Here is a 21815-nt window from a genome sequence, read left to right on the forward strand (position 1 = left end):
GCCCGTAGGGGACTACCCCGAGCCCGGCGAAACGCCAGGCCAGACGCTCCGCGGGACGAACGTCACGCCGGAACGGAGTTCGTTCACGCCGGAACGATGTTCACCAGCTTGGGCGCCCGCACGATCACCTTCCGGATGCCGGCCCCGCCGAGAGCGGCGACGACCTTCTCGTCCGCCAGCGCGACCTTCTCCAGCTCCTCGTCGGAGATGGCCGGCGAGACCTCCAGCCGTGCCTTGACCTTGCCCTTGATCTGCACGACGCAGGTCACGGTCTCGTCCACGACGTACTCCGGGTCGGCCACCGGGAAGTCCTGGTGCACCACCGAGTCCTCGTGCCCCAGCCTGTGCCACAGCTCCTCGGCGACGTGCGGGGCCAGCGGCGCGACCATCAGCACCAGCGGCTCGGCGACGGACCGCGGCACCGGCGTTCCCGCCTTGGTCAGGTGGTTGTTCAGCTCGGTGACCTTGGCGATGGCGGTGTTGAAGCGCATGCCCTCCAGGTCGCCGCTCACCCCGTCGATGGCCTTGTGCAGGGCGCGCAGCGTCTCCTCGTCCGGCTCGGCGTCGACGACGGTCACCTCGCCGGTCGCCTCGTCGACGATGTTGCGCCACAGCCGCTGGAGCAGACGGAACTGGCCCACCACCGCGCGCGTGTCCCACGGCCGGGAGACATCCAGCGGGCCCATCGCCATCTCGTACAGCCGCAGCGTGTCGGCGCCGTACTCGGCGCAGATCTCGTCCGGGGTGACCGCGTTCTTCAGGGACTTGCCCATCTTGCCCAGCAGCCGGGAGACCTTCTCGCCCTGGTAGTAGTACGCGCCGTCGCGCTCCTCCACCTCGGCGGCGGGCACCGCGATGCCACGGCTGTCACGGTAGACGTAGGCCTGGATCATGCCCTGGTTGAACAGCTTGTGGAACGGCTCGGCCGAGGAGACGTGCCCCAGGTCGAACAGGACCTTGGACCAGAAGCGCGCGTACAGCAGGTGCAGCACCGCGTGTTCGGCGCCGCCGACGTACAGGTCGACACCGCCGTGCGGCTGGCCCTCGCGCGGGCCCATCCAGTACCGCTCGATCTCGGGGTCGACCAGCTGCTCGCTGTTGTGCGGGTCCAGGTAGCGCAGCTCGTACCAGCAGGAACCGGCCCAGTTGGGCATGGTGTTGGTCTCGCGGCGGAACTTGCGGGGACCACGGCCGTCGCCCAGGTCCAGCGTGACGTTGACCCAGTCCTCGTTGCGGGACAGCGGCGTCTCGGGCTGGGTGTCGGCGTCGTCCGGGTCGAAGGTGCGCGGGCTGTAGTCCTCGACCTCGGGCAGCTCCAGCGGCAGCATCGACTCGGGCAGCGCGTGGGCGATGCCCTCCTCGTCGTAGACGATCGGGAAGGGCTCGCCCCAGTAGCGCTGACGGCTGAACAGCCAGTCGCGCAGCCGGAAGTTGACGGTGCCCTCACCGATGCCCTTGCTCTCCAGCCACTCGGTGATGCGCGCCTTGGCCTCGGCGACACCCAGCCCGTCCAGGCTGACCTCGTCGTTCGACGAGTTGATGATCTTCGCCTCGTACGACGCGAAGGCGTTCTCCCAGGTCGTGGTGTCGGTCCCACGACCGTCGGTCGGCTCGACGATGCAATGGATCGGCAGCTCGAAGGCGCGGGCGAACTCGAAGTCGCGCTGGTCTCCGGCCGGGACGGCCATGATCGCGCCGGTGCCGTAGCCCATCAGCACGTAGTCGGCGATGAAGACCGGGACCTGCTCGCCGTTGACCGGGTTGGTCGCGTACGCGCCGATGAAGACGCCGGTCTTGTCCTTGGCCTCGGCCTGCCGCTCCACGTCGGACTTGGACGCGGCCTGGGCGCGGTAGGCGGCGACGGCCTCGGCCGGGGTCGCGTGGCCTCCGGTCCACACCTCGTGCGTGCCCTCGGGCCAGGCGGCCGGGGTGAACTTCTCGACCAGCGGGTGCTCGGGCGCCAGCACCATGTAGGTGGCGCCGAACAGGGTGTCGGGGCGGGTGGTGAAGACGGTGATGCGCTCGCCGTCGATGGGGAAGTCGACGCGGGCGCCCTCGGAGCGGCCGATCCAGTTGCGCTGCTGGAGCTTGATGGCCTCGGGCCAGTCCAGCTCCTCCAGGTCCTCCAGCAGCCGGTCGGCGTAGGCCGTGATGCGCATGTTCCACTGGCGCAGCTTGGCCTTGAAGACGGGGAAGTTGCCGCGCTCGGAGCGGCCGTCGGCGGTGACCTCCTCGTTGGCCAGCACGGTGCCCAGCCCGGGGCACCAGTTGACCGGCGCGTCGGAGGCGTAGGCCAGCCGGAACTCGCCCAGGACGTCGGCCTGCTCGGCGGCGCTCAGCTCGCTCCACGCGCGCGTGTGCCCCGGGACGGGGCGCTCACCCGACTCGAACAGGTCGACCAGTTCGGCGATCGGGCGGGCCTTGCGCGCCTCGTGGTCGTACCAGGAGTTGAAGATCTGCAGGAAGATCCACTGGGTCCACTTGTAGTAGTCCGGGTCGATCGTGGCGAACGACCGGCGCTTGTCGTGGCCCAGGCCCAGCCGGCGCAGCTGGGACTTCATGTTCTCCATGTTGGCCTCGGTGGACACGCGCGGGTGCGTGCCGGTCTGCACCGCGTACTGCTCCGCGGGCAGGCCGAAGGCGTCGAAGCCCAGGGTGTGCAGGACGTTGTGGCCGGTCATCCGCTGGAAGCGCGCGAAGACGTCGGTGGCGATGTAGCCCAGGGGGTGCCCGACGTGCAGGCCCGCACCCGAGGGGTACGGGAACATGTCCATGATGAACTTCTTGGGCCTGGCGACGGTCCCCGGGTCGCCCGCCAGGTCACCCTTCGGGTTGGGTGCGGCGTAGGTGCCGTCGACGTCCCAGAAGTCCTGCCAGCGTGCTTCGATCTCGGCAGCCATGGCGGCCGTGTAGCGGTGCGGCGCCACCTCCGCCGGCGTGGCGGCGGCAGCGGCGGGGTTCGTCTCGCTCATGATCCTCAAAGCTCCATCGATCGTCTCTGCCTGCGGCTGTCTGGTTCGAGAAACGAAAAATCCCCTCACACAGGAGGGGACGCCGCGCCGATGCCGGCCACTCGACTCGTCCGGTGGCCGGGACTGATCAGCGCGGCCCGCTAAGCAGAAGGCGTACGGCACGCATGGCGTTAGGGTACCGCAGGCCTCCAGCGGCCCGCGACGCGCTTCCGGAGAGCCGTCTCGGCGCCACAAACACTGAACCAGGGTCAAAAGTTACTTCGCGTAACAGTAACTAAGGGACATCACAACAACCACATTGTCCTTTGATAACAACGCAATAACTCAAACCTCGTACCCCTCGGTATGGCGCGGCTTAGAGTTCAGCAGCGGGACCGCCTTCCCGAACCGCTCGGAGTTGCCCCCATGAACCCTCATCGCAGTAACCGCTCGCCCCACCCGGCCGCCGGGACGTGGGGAGGCCGGCCGTGACGAACGACTCCACAGTCGACGACTCCTTCGCCGACTTCCTCAACTTCGGCGCCGGCGTGCTGTCCCTCGTGTCCCTCACCTGCTCGGTGATCTGGGGGCTCGTCGCCCAGGACCGGGTCCTCCTCGACACCCGCAGGCGCATCCTGGCGCAGGCCGTGCACCGGACCACGGCCGTCGCCTCGATCGTCTTCCTCCTGGTGCACATCGGGGTGAAGCTGGCGCTGGCGCACACCTCCTTCGTGGCCGCAGTGATCCCCTTCGGGCTGCTCCTCACCGACGAGATCGACACGGGCCGGGCATACCTGATCGGCCTCGGCACCCTGGCCGGACTGCTCATGATCTTCGTGGGCGTCACGGGCGTCCTGCGCAATCGTTTCGCTTCCCCGGCACCCGTCGCGGCCCGCTGGCGGGCCATGCACATGCTGGCCTATCCGGCCTGGTGCGCCGCGCTGATCCACGGGCTCTACGCGGGTCGCTCGGCCAAGCCGATCTTCGTCATCCTGTACTGCCTGTCCCTGGCCGGGGTGGCCGGCGCCCTCGCCCTGCGCGCCGCTCCGCGCCCCGTCAAGCGCAAGGTCGCCGACAAGCTCACCAGCATCTTCGGCTCCCCGGAGGGCCAGGCATTCAGGGACCTGGAGGAGAGCCGCTCCCGTGCGACCGGCGGCTCCTCGCTGCCCGGCTACGAAGGCCGGGAGGCGTTCGCGGGCGCCAAGGCGTCCCCGTCGGGACCGCTGTACGAGAGGGCGGAACGCCCCGCGCCCCAGGAGTCCGCGAACGGCTTCGCCGCGGCCTACCGGGCCGTCTCCGGCCCGCCCCAGGGGCAGGCCTTCGCGGCGCCGGGGCCGACCACCCGCACCGAACTACCGCTGGACATGCAGCCCACCCAGACCATCCCCACCGTGGACGGCCCCTCCAGCACCTCGGGCAGCTGGCCGATCCCGTCCCCGCCGCCGGTCGGCGAGGCCCCGCCGTCGGCCTACGACCCGCTCCAGGACACGGGCTTCAACATCCCGCCCTACGACCCCCTGCAGGACACCGGACAAAGCATCCCGGCCTATGGCAATCCAGGCGCCGCCGGCTACGGATCGAGTGACGTGTACGACACGGGTGAGACGAACGCGGTCTACGACACGTACTACCCGAACGACACGTACAACAGCGGTCCCGCCAATGAAACAAACCCCGGTGCGCCCTATGACTTCGACGCACCGGGATCGGGCGAACCTTGGAACACGCCTTCCGGAGGCTTTAAGTGAACGAGGCCCTGCCCGACGTACCCGAAGTCCGCGTGGTCGGACTTCCTCAGCTCACGTCGGGCTTCGACCTTGTCGATCGGCTCGATCTGCCCATGCACCTGAAGGTGCACGGGCCCCTCGAACCGATGGGCGGCGAGCAGCTCGCGCAACTCGCCGAACGCATCAACCTGAAGGGCCGCGGCGGCGCGGGCTTCCCCTTCCACAAGAAGCTGCGCTCGGTCGCCGAATCGGCGATCAAGCGCGGCGTCCGGCCGGTCGTCGTCGTGAACGGAAGCGAGGACGAACCGGCCTGCCGCAAGGACACGGTGCTGATCAACCGTGCTCCGCACCTGATCCTGGACGGCGCACTGCTGTGCGCCGAGGCGCTGGGTGCCCGCACGCTCGTGGTGGGGGTCACCCGTGAGTCCACACAGCGCTCCATGGAGGCCGCCCTGGCCGAACGCGGCCTCAACAACGGCCGCCGGTCGGCGCTCCGGGCGCGCGTCCAGCGCAACCCGGTCCGCATGGTCACCGGTGCCGCCGCGTCGCTGATCCGCTCCATCGACGGCGGCCCGGCCGTCCCGCCCGGCCGCAAGGTCAGCGCCTCGCAGAACGGCGTCGGCGGCGCACCCACGCTGCTGTCCAACGCCGAGACCTTCGCCCAGCTCGCCATCGCCGCCCGCATCGGCCCGGAACGCTACGGCAACACGGGCCTGTACGACGAGCCGGGCACCGTCATGCTCACCGTCTCCGGGGCGGTCGCCCGCCCCATGGTGGTCGAGGTGCCGACGGGCGTGCCGCTGCGGTACGTCCTCCAGCTCGCCGGCGCGCCGCCGGTGCCGCAGGGCGTCCTCACCGGCGGCTACCACGGCAAGTGGATCGACGCCGCGACGGTCAACGAGGCGATCGTCTCCCGCAACTCCCTGGACGCGGTGGGCGGCGCCCTCGGCGCCGGCGCGATTCTGCCGATCACTCAGGACACCTGCCCGCTCGGCGAGTCGCTGCGGGTGGCGCAGTGGCTGGCCGAGGAGAGCGCCGGCCAGTGCGGCCCCTGCTACCTCGGCCTGCCGGCCGCCGCGCGCGGCATGGAGGACATCCTCAACGGCGGCGGGCCGGCCGCCCTGGAGGCGCTCAAGCAGGTCGCCAAGAACGTGAAGCGGCGCGGCGCGTGCTCGCATCCGGACGGCTCCGCGATGTTCCTGGAGTCGACCATCAAGGCGTTCACGGACGACTTGGCCGCCCATGTCCTCGGAAACGGCTGCGGACGGCCCGTGGAGGGCGTTCTGCCGCTCTTCGAGGGCGGCAGGGCCCCTACGGGCATCCCGGGCGGCGGCGAGTCCGAGGAGAACGGCGCCAGCCGTCAGAAGATCTACGTGGACTGGACGTTGTGCCGGGGCCACGGCCTGTGTGCCGACATCCTGCCCGAGGTGTTCCAGCTGGGCGCCGACGGCTTCCCCACCGTGGCCCAGGCGCAGGTGCCGCGGTACGCCGAGGCCAAGGCTCTACGCGCGGTGCGCCGCTGCCCGGCGCTGGCCCTGCGCATCGAGGAGTCGGGCGCACCCGGTGCGCCGTCCCGCAACCTCCCGGTCCTCTCCCAGGGCCGGGGGCGCCGCGCTCTCGGCCGCTGAACGCACGTACGGCGGGCTCCCCTCCGGGGGAGCCCGCCGTACGTGTACGCACGACAAGAAGGCGGGCCATCCGATCGGATGGCCCGCCTTCTCATCTACTGTGGAGCTAAGGAGAATTGAACTCCTGACCTCCTGCATGCCATGCAGGCGCTCTACCAACTGAGCTATAGCCCCTCGTTGTGTTGCCCCCGGTTTCCCTGGCGGCGACGCCAACATTACTGGCCCATCGGGCCCAACACCAAATCGATTTCCTCTTGCCCGAAATGCCCGTTATGACGGGCCTCAGGCCGTGACGAACGAATAGAACCGCTTGAGCGTGCAGTGCTCCTCCAGAAGCCGGCCGTAGATCGGCTCGCCCTCCAGTTCGCGGTACGTCACGATCGGGTCGCCTTTTATGATCAGCGCCCGCGCGCACTCCTCGCACCAGTACTGGTAGTCGGGATTGATCGGCTCCATGTCGCGGACGATCGGAGTCCCGCTGCCGCACCAGTCGCACTTCCGCCTGTGGGCACCCATCGATCAGCTCCAGCTGTGGCCGCAGGCGGTGCACACGTACGAGATCCCCCCGTTGTCGCCGAGCATCTGGGCCACGTGCGCGGAACCACAGGAAGGGCAGCTGAGCCGGGTGGACAGATCTCGTGTCACCGCTGCTCCGAGGAGGTGGTCGACCTCCTCGAGGATGCTCGCAGGCATCGCTACTCCTCCCGTCGGGCCGCGCCCCCTTCCGGCCGTTTGATTCTGCCACGGCCGGACCAATACGGTCAGCGACGCCTCAGTACCAGTCCGGACACGGCAGGCGTCGTGACCGTAGAGGTATACGCCTCAGCAGGCCCGACCGACTCAACCCGGGGCACGAAAAATCCCGCCCCCTGGACGGGAACGGGATCTTGACGTGGAGCTAAGGAGAATTGAACTCCTGACCTCCTGCATGCCATGCAGGCGCTCTACCAACTGAGCTATAGCCCCTCGTGTTCATCCCCGTCGGGCGGGGCGAACAAGAAGAACTTTAGCCTGCGACCTGCCAGAAAGTGAAATCCGGGGTCAGTCGTCGTCGCCGAGCACCGGTTCCGGCAGGGTGCCGGCGTTGTGCTCCAGCAGGCGCCAGCCGCGGGCGCCTTCGCCGAGGACGGACCAGCAGCAGTTGGAGAGGCCGCCGAGGCTCTCCCAGTGGTGGGGGTCCAGGCCGAGGAGGCGGCCGATGGTGGTGCGGATGGTGCCGCCGTGGCTGACCACGACGAGCGTGCCGCCCTCGGGGAGCTTCTCGGCGTGCCGGAGCACCACGGGGGCGGCGCGGTCGGCCACCTCGGTCTCCAGTTCGCCTCCGCCGCGGCGCACCGGCTCACCGCGCTTCCACGCGGCGTACTCCTCGCCGTACCGGGCGATGATCTCCTCGTGCGTCAGGCCCTGCCAGAAGCCCGCGTAGGTCTCGCGCAGGCCCTCGTCGTGGATCACGTCGAGGCCGGTGAGCGCGGCGAGCTCGGCGGCCGTGTGCGCGGCCCGCTTCAGGTCGGAGGCGACTATCGCGTCCGGCTTCAGCGCGACCAGCAGGCGGGCGGCACGGCGCGCCTGGGCGACGCCGGTCTCGGTGAGTTCGACGTCCGTGGTGCCCTGGAAGCGGCGCTCCACGTTCCACGAGGTCTGGCCGTGCCGCCAGAGGATGACGCGGCGGCCCCTGCCCGGCCCGGAGGCCTCGCCGAAGGGGCTCACCGCCAGTCTCCGTCCAGCTCCGCCGCCTCCTCGGCCGCCCGCAGCTTGGCGTGCTCCTCGGCCTTGCCCCGGGTGGCCTTGGCGTCCTCGGGCAGCTCGAGCTCGGGGCAGTCCTTCCACAGCCGCTCCAGGGCGTAGAAGACGCGCTCCTCGCTGTGCTGGACGTGCACGACGATGTCGACGTAGTCGAGCAGGACCCAGCGGGCCTCGCGGTCGCCCTCGCGGCGCACCGGCTTGGCGCCGAGTTCCTTCTGCAGCCGCTCCTCGATCTCGTCGACGATCGACTTGACCTGACGGTCGTTGGGTGCCGAGGCCAGCAGGAAGGCGTCCGTGATGGACAGCACGTCACTGACGTCGTAGGCGACGATGTCATGCGCCAGCTTGTCGGCGGCCGCGTGGGCGGCGGTGTTGATGAGCTCCTGAGAGCGGTCGGTGACGGTCACTACACGGCTTTCGGTCGGCGGTCACTTGCCCCCAAGGGTCTCACGGACCGCCGCGCGCCCCCCACGCGATTACGGGGATCACGTGGGGGGCGCGCTCCTGCCGCGCCTGGTCGGACTAGGGCTTGTAGTCCTGGCCGAGCACCACGGCGATGCCTGCGTTCGAAGAGATCTTGCCCTTCGTGACGGAGCCCGGGGGCAGGCCCAGGGTCTTGGCGACCTCGGCGGCGTCCGCCTTGTGGGCGGCGTCCGCGTAGACCACCTCGGAGGTGGCCCGGGCGGCGCCCGGCGTGCCGCCCTCCAGGAAGGTGAAGCCGCCGTTGAGGAGCACGACGCGGGCCTTCTCGGTGTTGTCCTTGACGCCACTGGCGTTCTGGACGGAGACGCTGACCGCCGCGTCCTTGTCGGGGCTCTTGGCGGTGCCGCCGAGGACGTTCTTGACCACGCCCGCACTGGCCTGGGCGCTGAGGGTGCCGTCGTTCTGGACGGGCAGCAGGTCCGTCTTGTAGTCGCCGCCCTTGGCGAGGTCGGAGAGTCCGGCGAGGAAGGAGCCGAGGTCCTTGTCGGTCAGGGACGGGTCCAGGATCTGCGACAGGGTCTGGATCGTGGTCGTCGCGCCCTGCGGGTCGGAGGAGATCTTGCGCAGGACGGCCTGCATGACCTGCCCGAACCGCTCCAGCTGGGCGTTCTGGGCCTCGCCGGGGGCGCGGTAGGTGGCGTAGGCGACGGCCATCTTGCCGCTGAGGGTCTGGCCCTCGCCCTTGCTGACCAGGGGGGCCTGGCCCTTCTTCTTGGCGGCCGGGTCGGGGACGTCGGTGTCGGTGTCGACCTCGATGTTGCCGACGAGGTCGACGAGGTTCTGGAGGTAGGGGGTGTCCAGGCGCCAGGTGCCTTGGATGTCGGTGCCGAGGACCGAGTCGAGCGCGTCGCGGGTGCCGTCGGAGCCGTCGTCGTCGACCGACTCGGCGAGGGTCGTCGTGGTGCCGTCGTCGCTGGTCAGGGCGAGGGAGTTGGGCACCAGGACGGTCGTGCCCCGCTTGGTGGTGGTGTTGTCGACGAGGAGGGCCGTGGAGGTGCCGCCCTTGGTGTTGTGCAGGTGCACGACGATCACGTCGCGCTTCTGGGCGCCGGCCGCGGTCGCGGTGCCCGTCGCGGAGTCCTCGGAGGACAGGGCGGGCAGCTTCCCGGCGTACCAGAGGTAGCCGACACCGCCGACCGCCGCGAGCGCGAGGACGACGGCCAGCGCGACGAGCCGGCTGCGGGCGCGGCGCCGGGCCTCCTCGCGGCGCTCGGTGCGGTTCTCGGTGAACTTCAGCCAGTCGATGACGTCTTCGGAGTTGTCGTCGGGCTCCTCGACGAAGGCGAACTGCTCGGTGTGGTAGTCCGGTTCGGACCGGTCGGGGACTTCGCCGTCGGCCGGTCCGGCCTGCTGGGGGATGTGCGCGGTCTGTTCGGCGACGCGCGGCTGCTGAGCCGTGCCGGCGCCGGCCGCGCTCTGGCCGTAGGGGTCGTGGGCCGCCGGGCCGCCGCTCTGGTGGGCGCCCGGGGCGTACGGGTCGTAGGAGCCGTACTGCCCGCCGCCGTAGTCGTACGCGGGCGGGGTCTGCTGCCCGGCCGCGTAGGGGTCGTAGCCGTAGCCCTGGTGCCGGCCCGGCTGGCCCTGCTGTCCTGGCTGCCCCTGCTGGCCCTGCTGGCCCTGCTGGGCGTACGGGTCGTAGGTCTGGGTCTGCTGTGCCGGGACCTGCCGGTAGACAGGCCGGCCGTACTCGTCGTAGCCGACGAGCTCGTACTGGTCGCCCCCGTACCCCGGGTCGTATCGGTCGTTCACCGGTGCCCCTCTCGGCTCACTCGCCGCGGTACAGCTCGCGCTTGTCGATATAGCGCACGACTCCGTCCGGCACCAGGTACCAGATGGGGTCGCCCTTGGCGACTCTCGCACGGCAGTCCGTGGAGGAGATGGCCAGGGCGGGAACCTCCACCAGCGAGACGCCGCCCTCCGGGAGTCCGGAGTCGTCCAGGTGGTGGCCGGGGCGGGTGGCCCCGATGAAGTGCGCGAGGGAGAACAGTTCCTCGCTGTCCCGCCAGGTGAGGATCTGGGCGAGCGCGTCGGCGCCCGTGATGAAGAAGAGGTCCGTGTCGGGGTTGAGCGCGCGCAGGTCCCGCAGGGTGTCCACGGTGTAGGTGGGGCCGCCGCGGTCGATGTCGATGCGGCTCACGGAGAACTGCGGGTTCTCGGCCGTCGCGATGACCGTCATCAGATAGCGGTCCTCGGCCGGGGACACGCTGCGGTGACTCTTCTGCCAGGGCTGGCCGGTGGGGACGAACACCACCTCGTCGAGGTGGAACGCCGCGGCGACCTCGCTGGCCGCCACCAGGTGCCCGTGGTGGATCGGGTCGAAGGTGCCGCCCATGACGCCGAGGCGGCGCTTGCCGGGCCGCGGCCGGCCGTTTCCGGGGCCGTCGGTCGGGCGGGGGCCCGCGGCGGCACGGCGGGGCTCCGAGTGTCGCTCGGTGCCGCTCGCCGTGTCCTGTGCCGGGTCGTGCGGCGTCTCGTTCGCCGGACCGGTAGGCATGTCCTGCTCTCCCATGCGTGCAGACCCTACCGGCCCCGGCTGAGGGCTCCGGTCGCGCCCATGGCCCCCGGGGCACCCCGCGCGGGGCGCCCTGCCGGGCTCAGCGGTCGCGGTTGAAGCGGGTGGTGATCCACAGCAGGAGCAGCAGGATGAAGAGGGCACCGCCACCGGTGAGGTAGGGGCTGAGGCTCTCGTGGTTTCCGCCGTGCTCCTCGCCCTCGGCGGCGAGGGTGACCAACTGGGCAGCGGTGCTGTGGAAGCTCATCTTCGGCAGGACCTATCGCGTGTGGGCGGGATAAAGACGTCGGCTCATCGTAAGCGGGCGCCTCGACCGCGATCACGCCGACTCCGCCTCATCGGGCCGCGGGTGGTGGTGCGCGGCGCCGCCCGGCCCGGTCCCGGGGCCCGGCGGGGAACCTTCCCGGTGGCTCAGTCGTCCTTCCGTCTGTAGCCACGCAGCAGGAACCACCCGGTCAGCACGCATCCCACGATCATCACGAGGAGCACGATCCGGAGCACCCCCGGTCCCCCGTGCCGATCGGCGGCGGTCGCGGCCTCGGCGAGCCAGGCTGCCGCGGGGTGGTGCTGCATGGCGGTGGTCTCCTTCGCTGTACTGCCCGACCACCGTAACTCCGCCTAGGCTGGGCTCTGCCTCGGGGAAGCAAAGGGCCGCACAAAGGGCCGCAAAGGCCACACAGACGCATGGGGGAAGACATGTCCGACGGCCACGAGCACACCGGGCACGAGCACGTGCCGAGCAGGCAGCGCAGGCGCTTCCCCGGGATCTCCTCACGTACCTACGAGCACCCGGCCGACCGCTCCGCCCTGGTGGCGCTGCGCAAGCTGAGCGGGTTCGACACGGTGTTCAAGGCGCTCAGCGGCCTGCTGCCCGAGCGCAGTCTGCGGCTGCTGTTCCTGTCCGACTCGGTGCGGGTCTCGGACCAGCAGTTCGCCCATCTGAACGTGATGCTGCGGGACGCCTGCTACATCCTGGACCTGGAGAAGGTCCCGCCGATGTACGTGAACCAGGACCCGCAGCCGAACGCGATGTGCATCGGGCTGGACGAGCCGATCATCGTCGTCACCACGGGCCTCGTCGAGCTGCTCGACGAGGAGGAGATGCGGGCGGTCGTCGGGCACGAGGTCGGGCACGCGCTGTCCGGGCACTCGGTCTACCGGACCATCCTGCTGTTCCTGACCAGCCTCGCCGTCCGCGTCGCCTGGATCCCGCTGGGCAATCTCGCGATCATGGCGATCGTGACCGGGCTGCGCGAGTGGTTCCGCAAGTCGGAGCTGTCCGCGGACCGGGCCGGCCTGCTGGTCGGGCAGGACCTCCAGGCGTCCATGCGGGGCCTGATGAAGATCGCGGGCGGCAACCATCTGCACGAGATGAACGTGGACGCGTTCCTCGAGCAGGCCGAGGAGTACGAGGCCGGGGGCGACCTGCGCGACTCCGTGCTGAAGATCCTCAACGTGCTGCCCCGCTCCCACCCGTTCACCACCGTGCGGGCGGCCGAGCTGAAGAAGTGGGCCGAGTCGCGGGACTACCAGCGGATCATGGACGGCCACTACCCGCGGCGCGACGAGGACAAGGACACCTCGGTCCGGGACTCCTGGCGGGAGTCGGCGAACCACTACACGACGCATGTGAAGAGCTCCAAGGACCCGCTGATGAAGCTGGTCACCGACCTCGCCGGCGGCGCGGGCGACCTGGGCGACCGGGTCCGCCGCGGCTTCGGCGGCTTCACGAACCCGTCCCCGAAGCCGTCGCAGGGCCCGGAGACCGGCCCGGAGACCGGCCCCGAGACCGGTTCGTCGGAGGCCCCGGGGGACGACCGGCCGCCGCGCGACGGCGGGTGAGTCACCAGCCTGTCCAGGGAGCCTGCGCAGGCCCGCCTCACACCTTCGGCTGCGCGCTGGTCGCCAGCGAGCCGCACAGGGCCGTGGCGCTGCCCGTGGCGTAGGGGTCGGTACCGGCGGGGCCGCCCTCCTTGGCCGTCTGGCCGGCGAGCAGCGGGCGCAGGTGGTGCGTGGAGTCCTCGGCGCAGGAGAGCGGTCCGGCCTGGACGTAGGAGACGACGAGCTGGGCCTGGTGCAGGCGCAGGTCGTCGCGGTCGAAGCGGAAGTGCAGCTCGCGCCGGACGGTGAACAGGGAGGCCTCGGCCTTGTCGTCGGCGCCGGCCGGCCGCAGCGCGTAGACGAACGTATGGTCCGCGGTGACCTCGAGCGTGGACGAGTCGGTCTCGGCGGCCTGAAGCGTGCCCTGGGCCCGCACCCGCCGGTCGGCCAGCTCCGCGCGGGAGGGGTCGAAGCGGACGAGCCAGCCGGTGGGCGCGTGCCGGCCGTCCGCGGTGGGGCGGGCGAAGCTCTGGTCGAACTGGTCCAGTTGGCCGGGGTCGAGCAGGACCCGGACGGCGCGCACCTCACCGCCGGTGAGCACCTCGGGGTCGAGGGCGGACCGGACGATGTAGTCCTTGGCGGTGCTCAGGGCGGTCACGACCTGGCTGTCCGAGAAGTGCTCGGTGCGGCGCGAGGCGGGCAGCGGTACGCCCTCCGCGCCGGTTTTGAACTGTGCGGCCGGGCTGTGCTCGTACAGGTAGGCCGCGTCGGCCGTGCCGGGCACCTTGCCCTCGGGGACGAGCGGGATGACGGTCATCCGCAGGGGCTCGACGGACTCCCGGGCGGCGGGGCTCTGGTACGGGTGCCGTACGCCCATGTAGATCGCGGTGCCGAAGGCGACGGCGATCAGCAGGACCAGGACCAGCGCCTGCCGGGACAGGCCCCGGCGCAGGGGCGGCCGTCGGCGTACGGCGGGCGCGTGGTCGGCGATGCGCTCCTGCGCGGAGAACTCCTGGAGGCGGGCAGCACGGACGAACGACTCGTCGAAAACGACGGATCGGTACTCGTCCTCTCCACCTCCGGGAGCGCCCTCGGGCGTCCCCTCAGGTGGGTCCGCTGGCCCGCCCATATCTTCAGGGTAGGTCTCGGGGAGGTCGGGTAAACGCCCTGCTCCACCACAAGTTCTGACAGGTTCTCACCCGTACGGGCGGGTTCCGGTCAGGGGTTGCGCGGGATCACCGAGATGGCAGGCTGGGAGTGGTCGGCGGAGGCCGAGGGGGTCACTCCGCTGCCCTGCTCCAGCCCGGTCGAGGCGGGCGGTGGGGCGGGTTCCTGGCGACCGGAGTTCGCGCCCCGGTAGACCGCCGTGAAGGCGAGCGCGACCATGCCGACGCCCATCACGAGGGCGAGCACCCAGGCGACGGGGCGGTGCCAGCGGACCTGTTTGGCGTACGGGCCCGTGCCGTAGTGGTCATCGAGGAGGTCGGGGTCGTCGAACTCGCCCAGGTCGGGATCATGGCCGAAATCGCCGGGTCCGTCCGTGCCGTACCCGTCGTCGTACCGCTCGCCTCTGGAGTGGGCGCGGCGCGCCTCCGCCTCGGAGGCCTCGGCTCTCGCCTGTGCCGCGGCCAGGAGGCGCTCCACGGCGGTCGGCTCGTGCACCACGGCCGCGCGTACGAAGGCCTCGTCGAAGACCACGGAGGCGAACTCTTCGTCCGACACCCCGCGGTCGTGGTCGTCGTCGGGCTCGCGGCCGTCCGGAAACGGCGTGCCCCCCACGTCCTCCGGCACGGATCCAGAGTAGACCTGGGGGGTCAATTTGGGCAGACGGTATGGAAATTCATCCACCCGTTGAGACGGCGTTCACAGGGTGCCGCACGGCGCGCGCCCGGTGGGTCCGCCCCTGCCGCGCGCATATGCGCCCGCACGGTTATGCGGCTGCCCGCATGACGCCTTAGGCCGTCCGTGGCTCAGCGCCGTACGTGCCCGTCACCGGTGACGATGTACTTCGTGCTGGTCAGCTCCGGCAGGCCCATCGGGCCGCGGGCGTGCAGCTTCTGCGTGGAGATGCCGATCTCGGCGCCGAAGCCGAACTGGCCGCCGTCGGTGAAGCGGGTGGAGGCGTTGACCGCGACCGTGGTCGAGTCGACCAGCTGGGTGAAGCGGCGGGCGGCCTGCTGGGAGGTCGTGACGATGGCCTCGGTGTGGCCGGAGGTCCACAGCCGGATGTGCTCGACGGCCTTCTCCAGCGAGTCCACCACGGCCGCGGCGATGTCGTACGACAGGTACTCGGTCTCCCAGTCCTCGGTCGTCGCCTCGACGACGGTGGCCTTGGAGTCCTTGGCGTAGCCCTGCACGCGCTCGTCGGCGTGCACGGTGACCCCGGCCTCGGCGAGGGCGTCCAGCGCCCGGGGCAGGAACTCGGCGGCGATGTCCTGGTGGACGAGGAGGGTCTCCGCGGCGTTGCAGACCCCGACCCGCTGGGCCTTGGAGTTGATCAGGATCTCGACGGCCATGTCGACGTCGGCGGCGGCGTCCACGTAGACGTGGCAGTTGCCGGTGCCGGTCTCGATGACCGGGACGGTGGACTCCTGGACGACCGTGTTGATCAGGGAGGCACCGCCGCGCGGGATGAGCACGTCGACCAGGCCACGGGCGCGCATCAGCTCGCGCACGCTGTCACGGCTCTCGCCGGGCACGAGCTGGACGGCGTCGGCCGGCAGCCCGGCCCCGCCCACGGCGTCGCGCAGGACGCGCACGAGGGCGCTGTTCGACTGGTAGGCCGAGGAGGAGCCGCGCAGCAGGACCGCGTTGCCGGACTTCAGGCAGAGGGCGGCGGCGTCGACGGTGACGTTCGGCCGGCCCTCGTAGATGATCCCGACGACGCCGAGCGGCACGCGGACCTGGCGCAGGTCGATGCCGTTGGGCAGCGTGGAGCCGCGCACGACCTCGCCGACCGGGTCGGGCAGCGCGGCGACGTCGCGCACGTCGGAGGCGATGGCGCGGACCCGCTCGGGGGTGAGCGTGAGCCGGTCGATCATGCCCTCGCTGATGCCGGCCTCGCGGGCCTTGGCGACGTCCTTGGCATTGGCCTCCACGATCTCGCTCGTACGGACCTCCAGTGCGTCGGCGATGGCGAGCAGCGCGTCGTCCTTCTCGGCCCGCGGCACCGGAGCGAGGCTCGCGGCGGCGGCCTTGGCCCGGTAGGCGGCCTGGGTGACCGGGGTCATGGAGTCGTACGGCGAGAGCGTGGTCATGAGGGAAGGGTAGTGCGCCGGGCCGGTCGGTTCATCGTTCGTTCCACACCCCGAGACACGCTTTGGACCGGGGTGGGACCAGGTCAGAAGGGATGGACTCCGACCGGGGAGGCGGGCGGCGGGCCGTACCCCTCGGCGATGCGCTGGTGGTAGGTCACGCGGTCGATGACCTCCAGGCCGACGATCTCCCAGGGCGGCAGGCCGGCGGTCTGCCGGTGCTCGCCCCACAGGCGCAGGGCGACGGCGGCCGCGTCGTGCAGGTCGCGGGCCTCCTCCCAGTAGCGGATCTCCGCGTGGTCGACGGCGTACCGGCTGGTCAGGAAGAAGGGGTGGTCGTGGGCGAGCTGCTCCAGGGCGCGCCGGACCTCCTTGATCGGGGCCTCCTTGCCGGAGACGCTGAGGGTGACGTGCCACAGGCGCGGGGTGTCACCGGGTTCCTCGCCCTGGAACCGGTCCTTTGCGGCCTGGAACCGGTCCCCTGCCGCCACGCTCGTCAGGGCGCGCTCCTCACCGGCCGCGCGGGAGCCGGCACCACCACGGGACAGCGCGGCCCCTTGGCGTACTCGTCTCACGACGGCCTCCTTTGCACAGTGGCGCTGCTGTCGGATTGTCCCCGGGGAACGCGCGTCCCCGATACAAAGTTGAGCAGGCCACAAGAGATCGCGTGGCGGTTTTGCGGAACGTCCACCACCGGGGGCGGATGTTTCGGCCTATTACGGGTGCAGAACCACCAGGTCGTCCCTGTGTACGACCTCGCGTTCGTACGCGGGTCCGAGCTCGCGGGCCAGTTCGCGGGTCGAGCGGCCGATCAGCCGGGGGATCTCCTTGGCGTCGAAGCTGACGAGCCCGCGGGCCACCGCGTGCCCCGTGCCGTCCCGCAGCTCCACCGGGTCGCCGGCGCTGAACTCGCCCTCGACGGCCGCGATACCGGCCGGCAGCAGTGACTTGCGGCGCTCCACGACGGCCTGCACGGCACCGTCGTCCAGGGTCAGCGCGCCCTGCGGGGTGGAGGCGTGCTGGAGCCAGAGCAGCCGGTCGGCGGAGCGCTTGCCGGTGGGGTGGAAGTAGGTGCCGGTGTCCTCGCCGGTCAGGGCGTCGGCCGCGTGGACGGCGCTGGTGAGGACGACGGGGACACCGGCGGCGGCCGCGATCCGGGCGGCCTCGACCTTGGTGACCATGCCGCCGGTGCCGACGCCGGCCTTGCCCGTGCTGCCGATCTCGACACCGGCGAGGTCGGCAGGGTCGCGCACCTCGGCGATCCGGGAGGTGCCGGGCTTGCCGGGGTCGCCGTCGTAGACGCCGTCCACGTCGGACAGCAGCACCAGCAGGTCGGCGTGGACGAGGTGGGCGACGAGGGCGGCCAGGCGGTCGTTGTCGCCGAAGCGGATCTCGTCCGTGGCGACGGTGTCGTTCTCGTTGACGATCGGGAAGGCGCCCATCGCGAGCAGCTTGTCGAGGGTGCGGGAGGCGTTGCGGTGGTGGGCGCGGCGGCTCATGTCGTCGGAGGTCAGCAGCACCTGGCCGACGCGGACGCCGTAGCGGGCGAAGGAGGCGGTGTAGCGGGCGACCAGCAGGCCCTGGCCGACACTGGCGGCGGCCTGCTGACGGGCCAGGTCCCTGGGGCGGCGGCGCAGTCCGAGGGGGGCGAGGCCCGCGGCGATGGCGCCCGAGGAGACCAGGACGATCTCCCGTTCACCCCCGCCCGCCCGTCTCCCGCCACCACCCTCGACCGAGGCCCTACGGGCCGCCCCTTGGTTTCGGACCTTGGCGAGCACGTCGACCAGCGCGTCCACGCGGTCCGCGTCCAGGCCGCCGGACGCGGTGGTCAGCGACGAGGAGCCGACCTTGACGACGATCCTGCGGGCCTCGCCCACGCCCTGTCTTGCCCCTGCCACGTCGCCGCCCGTCCCCTCACGTCGTTCCGGTCCTCACCAGGAAATCTACGGGACCCGCGGGTACGGCGCGGAGCCGGTCCACGCTACGGACGGTGCGGGAGGGGTCACGCAAGGGTCGGCGCCCTGATTCGGCCCCACCCGCGACAGGAACGCGATCTTCCGCTACGGTCCGACGACACGGCGGGCGGCAATCGCCTCTTGGGCCCCCCGACATGCGCGTGTCGTCCGGTGGTCGCCACGCGTTAACCCGGACGGCCGACCTGCGCCGACCCGACGCTCCTGGAGTGACCGCAGTGCCCGTACCTCTCCCCCGCCCGCCGGCCCTGCTGAAAGGGCTGGTCACCGTCGTCCTGGCCGCCGCGTTCGCCGCTCAGGCGGTCGCGGCGCTGCTGCCCCACGTACCGTTGCTGCTCGCCGCGACCGCCGTCTCCCTGGCCACCGAGGGTGCCCTGCACCGGTGGCAGCGCGGGGTGCTGTCGCTGTTCGCCAAGTCGCACGCGGACATCACCGTGCGGCACGTCCTGCGGGACCTGCTGCTGGTCGTGGGCCTGCTGCGGCTGGGCGAGCAGGAGCGGGAGACGGTGTACGTCCCGCTGGTGGCCGGGCTGCTCGCCTTCTACGCGCTGCACTGCGCGATCCAGGCGGTCTCCGTGCTGGTGCGCCGGACCCGCACCCTGCCGGTGGTGACCCGGAACATCGACGCCTCGGCACTGCGGCTGTCCCCGGCCCCGTCCGTGCTGCTGCGCCGCCCGGGCCAGCGGCTGCTGGTGTTCGGTCTGCCGGCGACGGCCGGACTGCTGGCCGCCGCCGCGGCCGACGAGCCCCGGTACGCGGCCGCGGGCATCGCGCTCTCCGTCGCCCTGTCGCTGGCCGGCCTCGGCGCGCTGCTGTTCCGGCTGCTGCCGTCGCGCCGTCCGGCCGGCGAGCAGGAGGTGCTCGACTGGTTCGACGCGTGGCTGGCCTCGTACCGGCCGACCGTCGGCCTGTACTTCTCGGGCGGCGCCTCCTCGGCCTACCAGGTGAACATGTGGCTGGAGCCGCTCGCCCGGACCGACGGCCGGCCGGTCATCGTGCTGCGCGAGCGGTTCATGGTGCAGAAGATCGCGGCGACGGACATCCCCGTGGTGTGCCTGCCGAAGGTGTCGACGCTGATGCGTCTGGAGCACTCCACGCTCCAGGTCCTCATCCACCCGTCGAACTCCGGCAAGACGTCCCAGGTACTGCGCATCCCCACCATCAAGCACACCTTCGTCAACCACGGCGAGAGCGACAAGCTGTCCTCGTGCAACCCGTACGCGAAGGCGTACGACCAGGTGTGGGTGGCCGGGTCCGCCGCGCGGGAGCGGTACGCGCTGGCCGAGGTGGGGGTCGAGGACAAGGACGTGGTGGAGACGGGCCGACCGCAGCTGGACGCCGTACGGCCGGCCGCGGCCCGTCCGTCCGAGCCCGGCGGCGAAGCCGCCGGGGGACGCGTCACGACGGTTCTCTACGCGCCGACCTGGGAGGGCTGGGACGGCAACCCCGGCAACACCTCGGTGATCGCGGCCGGTGAGAACCTGGTGCGGGCGCTGCTCGCGGACCCGGGCGTGCGGCTGCTCTACAAGCCGCATCCGCTGACGGGGTCGGTGGACCCGCGCGCGGGCGCGGCCGATCTACGCATCCGGGAGCTGATCCGGGCGGCCAACCGGGAGCGGACGGGGGCGCGCGTCCCGGACGACGCGGAACTCGCGCGGTGCACACGGGAGCTGGACCGGCTCACCACGGCCGTCTTCCGGGCCGGCGCCGACACGGTGGAGCGGATGCTGGTGCAGTCGGCGCCGGAGCCGGGCCGGGCCGAGGCGGTGCGGCGGGCGACGGCCGCGTGGGAGGAGGCGTACTGGGCCTCGCTGCCGGAAGGGGAGCACCAGGTCGTCACGGACGCCCGGCCGGCGCTGTACTCCTGCTTCAACGCGGCCGACCTGCTGATCAGTGATGTGTCGAGCGTGATCAGCGAGTTCCTGGCGAGCGAGAAGCCGTACGCGGTGGCCAACACCAGCGGGCTGCCCGAGGAGGTTTTCCGTACGGCGTTCCCGACGGTGGCGGCGGCGACCGTGCTGACGCCGGACGCGGCCGGGGTGCCCGCTCTGCTGGAGACGGTCCGGCACCCGGCGAAGGACGTACTCGCCGAAGCGCGCGCCGAGTTGAAGCTGCGCCTGCTGGGTCCGGCCGACCCGCCGTCGCAGCAGCGCTTCGACGCGGCCGTACGGGCCCTGTGCGCGGCGGCCCGGGAGCACCGGGCCCGGATCGCGGCGCGCCTGACGGCGGAGCGGCCGACGGCGGACCTGCCCGGGCAGCGCACGGAGACCACCGGCGACGGCGCCGGACTGCCGGTGACCCCGACCGCACCCCGCTGACCGACGGCACGACGGGGTTCACGCCGCCGGTCGTACCTCACGGGACGTCAGCACGCGGCGTGCCTTGCGCACCGCCCGGCGTACGAGGGTGTCGACGCCGCCCTCGCGGTAGCCCGGGAAGGCGCGGGCCTCGCGGGGCTCGGCGAGGTAGACCGCGTCGGGGACACCCGCGGCGCGGTCGCGGAAGTGCGGGTAGGCCAGGTAGACACGGCGCCCCTTCTTCTCCAGGAGGGCCGCCGCCTGCTTCTTGGCCTTGACGAACTTCACGACCTCCAGCAGCAGGTCGGGGCGCTGCTCGGCGACCAGGTGCAGCCGCAGCCGCTCGTGGACCTTGAGGCGCTGGGCGACGCCCTCCGTCCAGTAGGTGTCCATCAGCGGCTTGGCCAGCTCGAACTTGTGCCGGCGTATCTCCTCGCTGTCCGTGAGGTACTTGGGCCCGAACTGCGGCAGCAGGGTGACCAGGAAGGGCCGGATCATCAGCTGGTCGCGCCGGGCACCCGCGGGGACGAGCTCGGCGATGAGCCGCATCAGGGCCCGCGCGGAGTCGAACCGCAGGGTGTAACTGCCGCTCTTGGTCACGTGCTTGCCGTCGTCGCGGCCGACCAGGTAGTAGCAGGTGTGGTCGGCGACCACGGAGACACCGTCGGCCCGCAGGTACGCCTCCATCGTGAACAGCGCGTCCTCGCCGGTGAACAGCGACTCGTCGAACCGCATGCCGTGCCGGTCGAGCAGCTCGCGGCGGAACAGCTTCTGCGCGCTGAGCGTGAACTTGATGTTGGACGAGTAGACGTCCGTGCGCTCCACCGTCTTGCCCCACATGGACTTCGGCGCGGAGCGGTTGACGCCCTCGACCTTGCCGAGGACGACGTCCGTGCCGGCGCGGTCGGCCATGCCGACCATGCGTTCCAGGGCCTCCGGGCCCAGTCGGTCGTCGGCGTCGAGGAAGAAGACGTAACGTCCCGTGGCCTTGGCCAGGCCGACGTTGCGCGGGCCGCTGGGGCCGCCCGAGTTCTCCTGCCGGATCACCAGGACGTGCATGGGAGCGCGCTCGGCGAACTCCTCCAGGTACTCGCCCGTCCCGTCCGTGGATCCGTCGTCCACCGCGATGACCTCGACGCGCTCCGGATCGATGGTCTGCGCCTCGACGGAGGAGAGGCACTCGATCAGGTACGGCATCGCTTCGTACGCCCCGATGATCACACTCACATCAGGTTGCGCAACGGTCACGTCGTTTCCCCCTAGTCAACAGGATATTCCCCCTGTATCGCCTCATTCGCTACTTGGAAGACGGGTGACCCGGGCAAGCGGTTGCCTCGATCACACGTGTTAGTGAGTCACCTCACATGCTGAACCGGCGCAAACAGGGAAAACGAAAGGGCCCGGCCCCCGAGGAATACGCTCCTCG

The 21815-nt window shown here is 71.1% G+C and carries 19 protein-coding genes and 2 tRNA genes; 4 read left to right on the forward strand and 17 right to left on the reverse strand.

Features of this window, described 5'->3' with window-relative positions:
* Positions 1-83: 83 nt before the first annotated feature.
* Complete coding sequence (gene leuS / locus ABEA82_RS02445) at positions 84-2972, reverse strand: leucine--tRNA ligase (protein WP_345659654.1); 2889 nt, start codon at positions 2970-2972, stop codon at positions 84-86.
* A 467-nt stretch (positions 2973-3439) separates the two neighbouring features.
* Here leuS and ABEA82_RS02450 point away from each other — a divergent pair, with 467 nt between their 5' ends.
* Entirely contained in the window at positions 3440-4699 is a 1260-nt protein-coding gene (locus ABEA82_RS02450; RefSeq protein WP_345659655.1) for a ferric reductase-like transmembrane domain-containing protein, read from the forward strand.
* Positions 4696-6306 carry an NADH-ubiquinone oxidoreductase-F iron-sulfur binding region domain-containing protein gene (locus tag ABEA82_RS02455; protein ID WP_345659656.1) on the forward strand — a complete coding sequence of 537 codons (1611 nt, stop codon included), beginning with the start codon at positions 4696-4698 and terminating at the stop codon, positions 6304-6306. Before ABEA82_RS02450 ends, ABEA82_RS02455 begins: the two co-directional genes overlap by 4 nt.
* A 101-nt stretch (positions 6307-6407) precedes the next feature.
* On the opposite strand, the gene ABEA82_RS02460 is transcribed toward ABEA82_RS02455, so the two are convergent.
* The 10 genes from ABEA82_RS02460 to ABEA82_RS02505 all read right to left on the reverse strand — a co-directional run bounded on the left by ABEA82_RS02460 (position 6408) and on the right by ABEA82_RS02505 (position 11617).
* Positions 6408-6480 (reverse strand) — tRNA-Ala (locus ABEA82_RS02460).
* Positions 6481-6588: 108 nt separating this feature from the next.
* Positions 6589-6822 carry a hypothetical protein gene (locus ABEA82_RS02465; RefSeq protein WP_086559315.1) on the reverse strand — a complete coding sequence of 78 codons (234 nt, stop codon included), beginning with the start codon at positions 6820-6822 and terminating at the stop codon, positions 6589-6591.
* 3 nt (positions 6823-6825) lie between these two features.
* The gene (locus tag ABEA82_RS02470) at positions 6826-6999 is read right to left on the reverse strand and encodes a hypothetical protein (protein WP_003990187.1); all 174 of its coding nucleotides are present in this window, start codon (positions 6997-6999) and stop codon (positions 6826-6828) included.
* A 200-nt stretch (positions 7000-7199) separates the two neighbouring features.
* A tRNA-Ala gene (locus ABEA82_RS02475) sits at positions 7200-7272 on the reverse strand.
* A gap of 75 nt (positions 7273-7347) precedes the next feature.
* The gene (locus ABEA82_RS02480) at positions 7348-8019 is read right to left on the reverse strand and encodes a histidine phosphatase family protein (protein ID WP_345660108.1); all 672 of its coding nucleotides are present in this window, start codon (positions 8017-8019) and stop codon (positions 7348-7350) included.
* The gene (gene rsfS, locus ABEA82_RS02485) at positions 8010-8456 is read right to left on the reverse strand and encodes a ribosome silencing factor (RefSeq protein ID WP_003990189.1); all 447 of its coding nucleotides are present in this window, start codon (positions 8454-8456) and stop codon (positions 8010-8012) included. The genes ABEA82_RS02480 and rsfS overlap by 10 nt, the downstream gene beginning before the upstream one ends.
* A 115-nt stretch (positions 8457-8571) precedes the next feature.
* Entirely contained in the window at positions 8572-10281 is a 1710-nt protein-coding gene (locus tag ABEA82_RS02490; RefSeq protein ID WP_345659657.1) for an LCP family protein, read from the reverse strand.
* A 16-nt stretch (positions 10282-10297) separates the two neighbouring features.
* A complete protein-coding gene (gene nadD, locus ABEA82_RS02495; protein ID WP_345659658.1) occupies positions 10298-11041 on the reverse strand; it encodes a nicotinate-nucleotide adenylyltransferase in 744 nt (247 codons plus the stop codon).
* Between the two features lie 85 nt (positions 11042-11126).
* Positions 11127-11291, reverse strand: a complete 165-nt coding sequence (locus ABEA82_RS02500; protein WP_003990192.1) for a hypothetical protein — start codon at positions 11289-11291, stop codon at positions 11127-11129.
* A gap of 164 nt (positions 11292-11455) precedes the next feature.
* Entirely contained in the window at positions 11456-11617 is a 162-nt protein-coding gene (locus ABEA82_RS02505) for a hypothetical protein (RefSeq protein WP_345659659.1), read from the reverse strand.
* Positions 11618-11740: 123 nt separating this feature from the next.
* On the opposite strand from ABEA82_RS02505, the gene ABEA82_RS02510 reads away from it, so the two are divergent.
* Entirely contained in the window at positions 11741-12886 is a 1146-nt protein-coding gene (locus ABEA82_RS02510) for a M48 family metallopeptidase (RefSeq protein WP_345659660.1), read from the forward strand.
* A gap of 37 nt (positions 12887-12923) precedes the next feature.
* Here ABEA82_RS02510 and ABEA82_RS02515 read toward each other — a convergent pair whose 3' ends face one another.
* From ABEA82_RS02515 to proB, 5 genes are all read right to left on the reverse strand, one after another.
* Entirely contained in the window at positions 12924-13994 is a 1071-nt protein-coding gene (locus ABEA82_RS02515; RefSeq protein ID WP_345659661.1) for an SCO2583 family membrane protein, read from the reverse strand.
* An 89-nt stretch (positions 13995-14083) separates the two neighbouring features.
* Complete coding sequence (locus ABEA82_RS02520) at positions 14084-14656, reverse strand: SCO2584 family spore wall biosynthesis protein (protein ID WP_486389414.1); 573 nt, start codon at positions 14654-14656, stop codon at positions 14084-14086.
* A gap of 179 nt (positions 14657-14835) precedes the next feature.
* The gene (locus ABEA82_RS02525) at positions 14836-16122 is read right to left on the reverse strand and encodes a glutamate-5-semialdehyde dehydrogenase (protein WP_345659663.1); all 1287 of its coding nucleotides are present in this window, start codon (positions 16120-16122) and stop codon (positions 14836-14838) included.
* Positions 16123-16205: 83 nt separating this feature from the next.
* Complete coding sequence (locus ABEA82_RS02530; RefSeq protein ID WP_345659664.1) at positions 16206-16694, reverse strand: hypothetical protein; 489 nt, start codon at positions 16692-16694, stop codon at positions 16206-16208.
* 141 nt (positions 16695-16835) lie between these two features.
* Complete coding sequence (proB, locus tag ABEA82_RS02535) at positions 16836-17996, reverse strand: glutamate 5-kinase (RefSeq protein WP_345660109.1); 1161 nt, start codon at positions 17994-17996, stop codon at positions 16836-16838.
* Between the two features lie 314 nt (positions 17997-18310).
* Between proB and ABEA82_RS02540 the strand changes: the two genes are divergently transcribed.
* Positions 18311-20410 carry a hypothetical protein gene (locus tag ABEA82_RS02540; RefSeq protein WP_345660110.1) on the forward strand — a complete coding sequence of 700 codons (2100 nt, stop codon included), beginning with the start codon at positions 18311-18313 and terminating at the stop codon, positions 20408-20410.
* Between the two features lie 18 nt (positions 20411-20428).
* On the opposite strand, the gene ABEA82_RS02545 is transcribed toward ABEA82_RS02540, so the two are convergent.
* Positions 20429-21637: a glycosyltransferase family 2 protein gene (locus ABEA82_RS02545; protein ID WP_345659665.1), complete on the reverse strand. Its 1209-nt coding sequence runs from the start codon at positions 21635-21637 to the stop codon at positions 20429-20431.
* Between the last annotated feature and the right edge of the window lie 178 nt (positions 21638-21815).

The sequence above is a fragment of the Streptomyces venetus genome (assembly GCF_039540295.1).
Taxonomy (GTDB): Bacteria; Actinomycetota; Actinomycetes; order Streptomycetales; family Streptomycetaceae; genus Streptomyces; species Streptomyces venetus.

Excerpts from the sequence above, each read along its gene's own strand:
- leuS (WP_345659654.1), bottom strand. The coding sequence starts at position 2,972 with ATGAGCGAGACGAACCCCGCCGCTGCCGCCGCCACGCCGGCGGAGGTG.
- ABEA82_RS02465 (WP_086559315.1), bottom strand. The coding sequence starts at position 6,822 with ATGGGTGCCCACAGGCGGAAGTGCGACTGGTGCGGCAGCGGGACTCCG.
- ABEA82_RS02470 (WP_003990187.1), bottom strand. The coding sequence starts at position 6,999 with ATGCCTGCGAGCATCCTCGAGGAGGTCGACCACCTCCTCGGAGCAGCG.
- nadD (WP_345659658.1), bottom strand. The coding sequence starts at position 11,041 with ATGGGAGAGCAGGACATGCCTACCGGTCCGGCGAACGAGACGCCGCAC.
- ABEA82_RS02500 (WP_003990192.1), bottom strand. The coding sequence starts at position 11,291 with ATGAGCTTCCACAGCACCGCTGCCCAGTTGGTCACCCTCGCCGCCGAG.
- ABEA82_RS02505 (WP_345659659.1), bottom strand. The coding sequence starts at position 11,617 with ATGCAGCACCACCCCGCGGCAGCCTGGCTCGCCGAGGCCGCGACCGCC.
- ABEA82_RS02510 (WP_345659660.1), top strand. The coding sequence starts at position 11,741 with ATGTCCGACGGCCACGAGCACACCGGGCACGAGCACGTGCCGAGCAGG.
- ABEA82_RS02515 (WP_345659661.1), bottom strand. The coding sequence starts at position 13,994 with ATGGGCGGGCCAGCGGACCCACCTGAGGGGACGCCCGAGGGCGCTCCC.
- ABEA82_RS02525 (WP_345659663.1), bottom strand. The coding sequence starts at position 16,122 with ATGACCACGCTCTCGCCGTACGACTCCATGACCCCGGTCACCCAGGCC.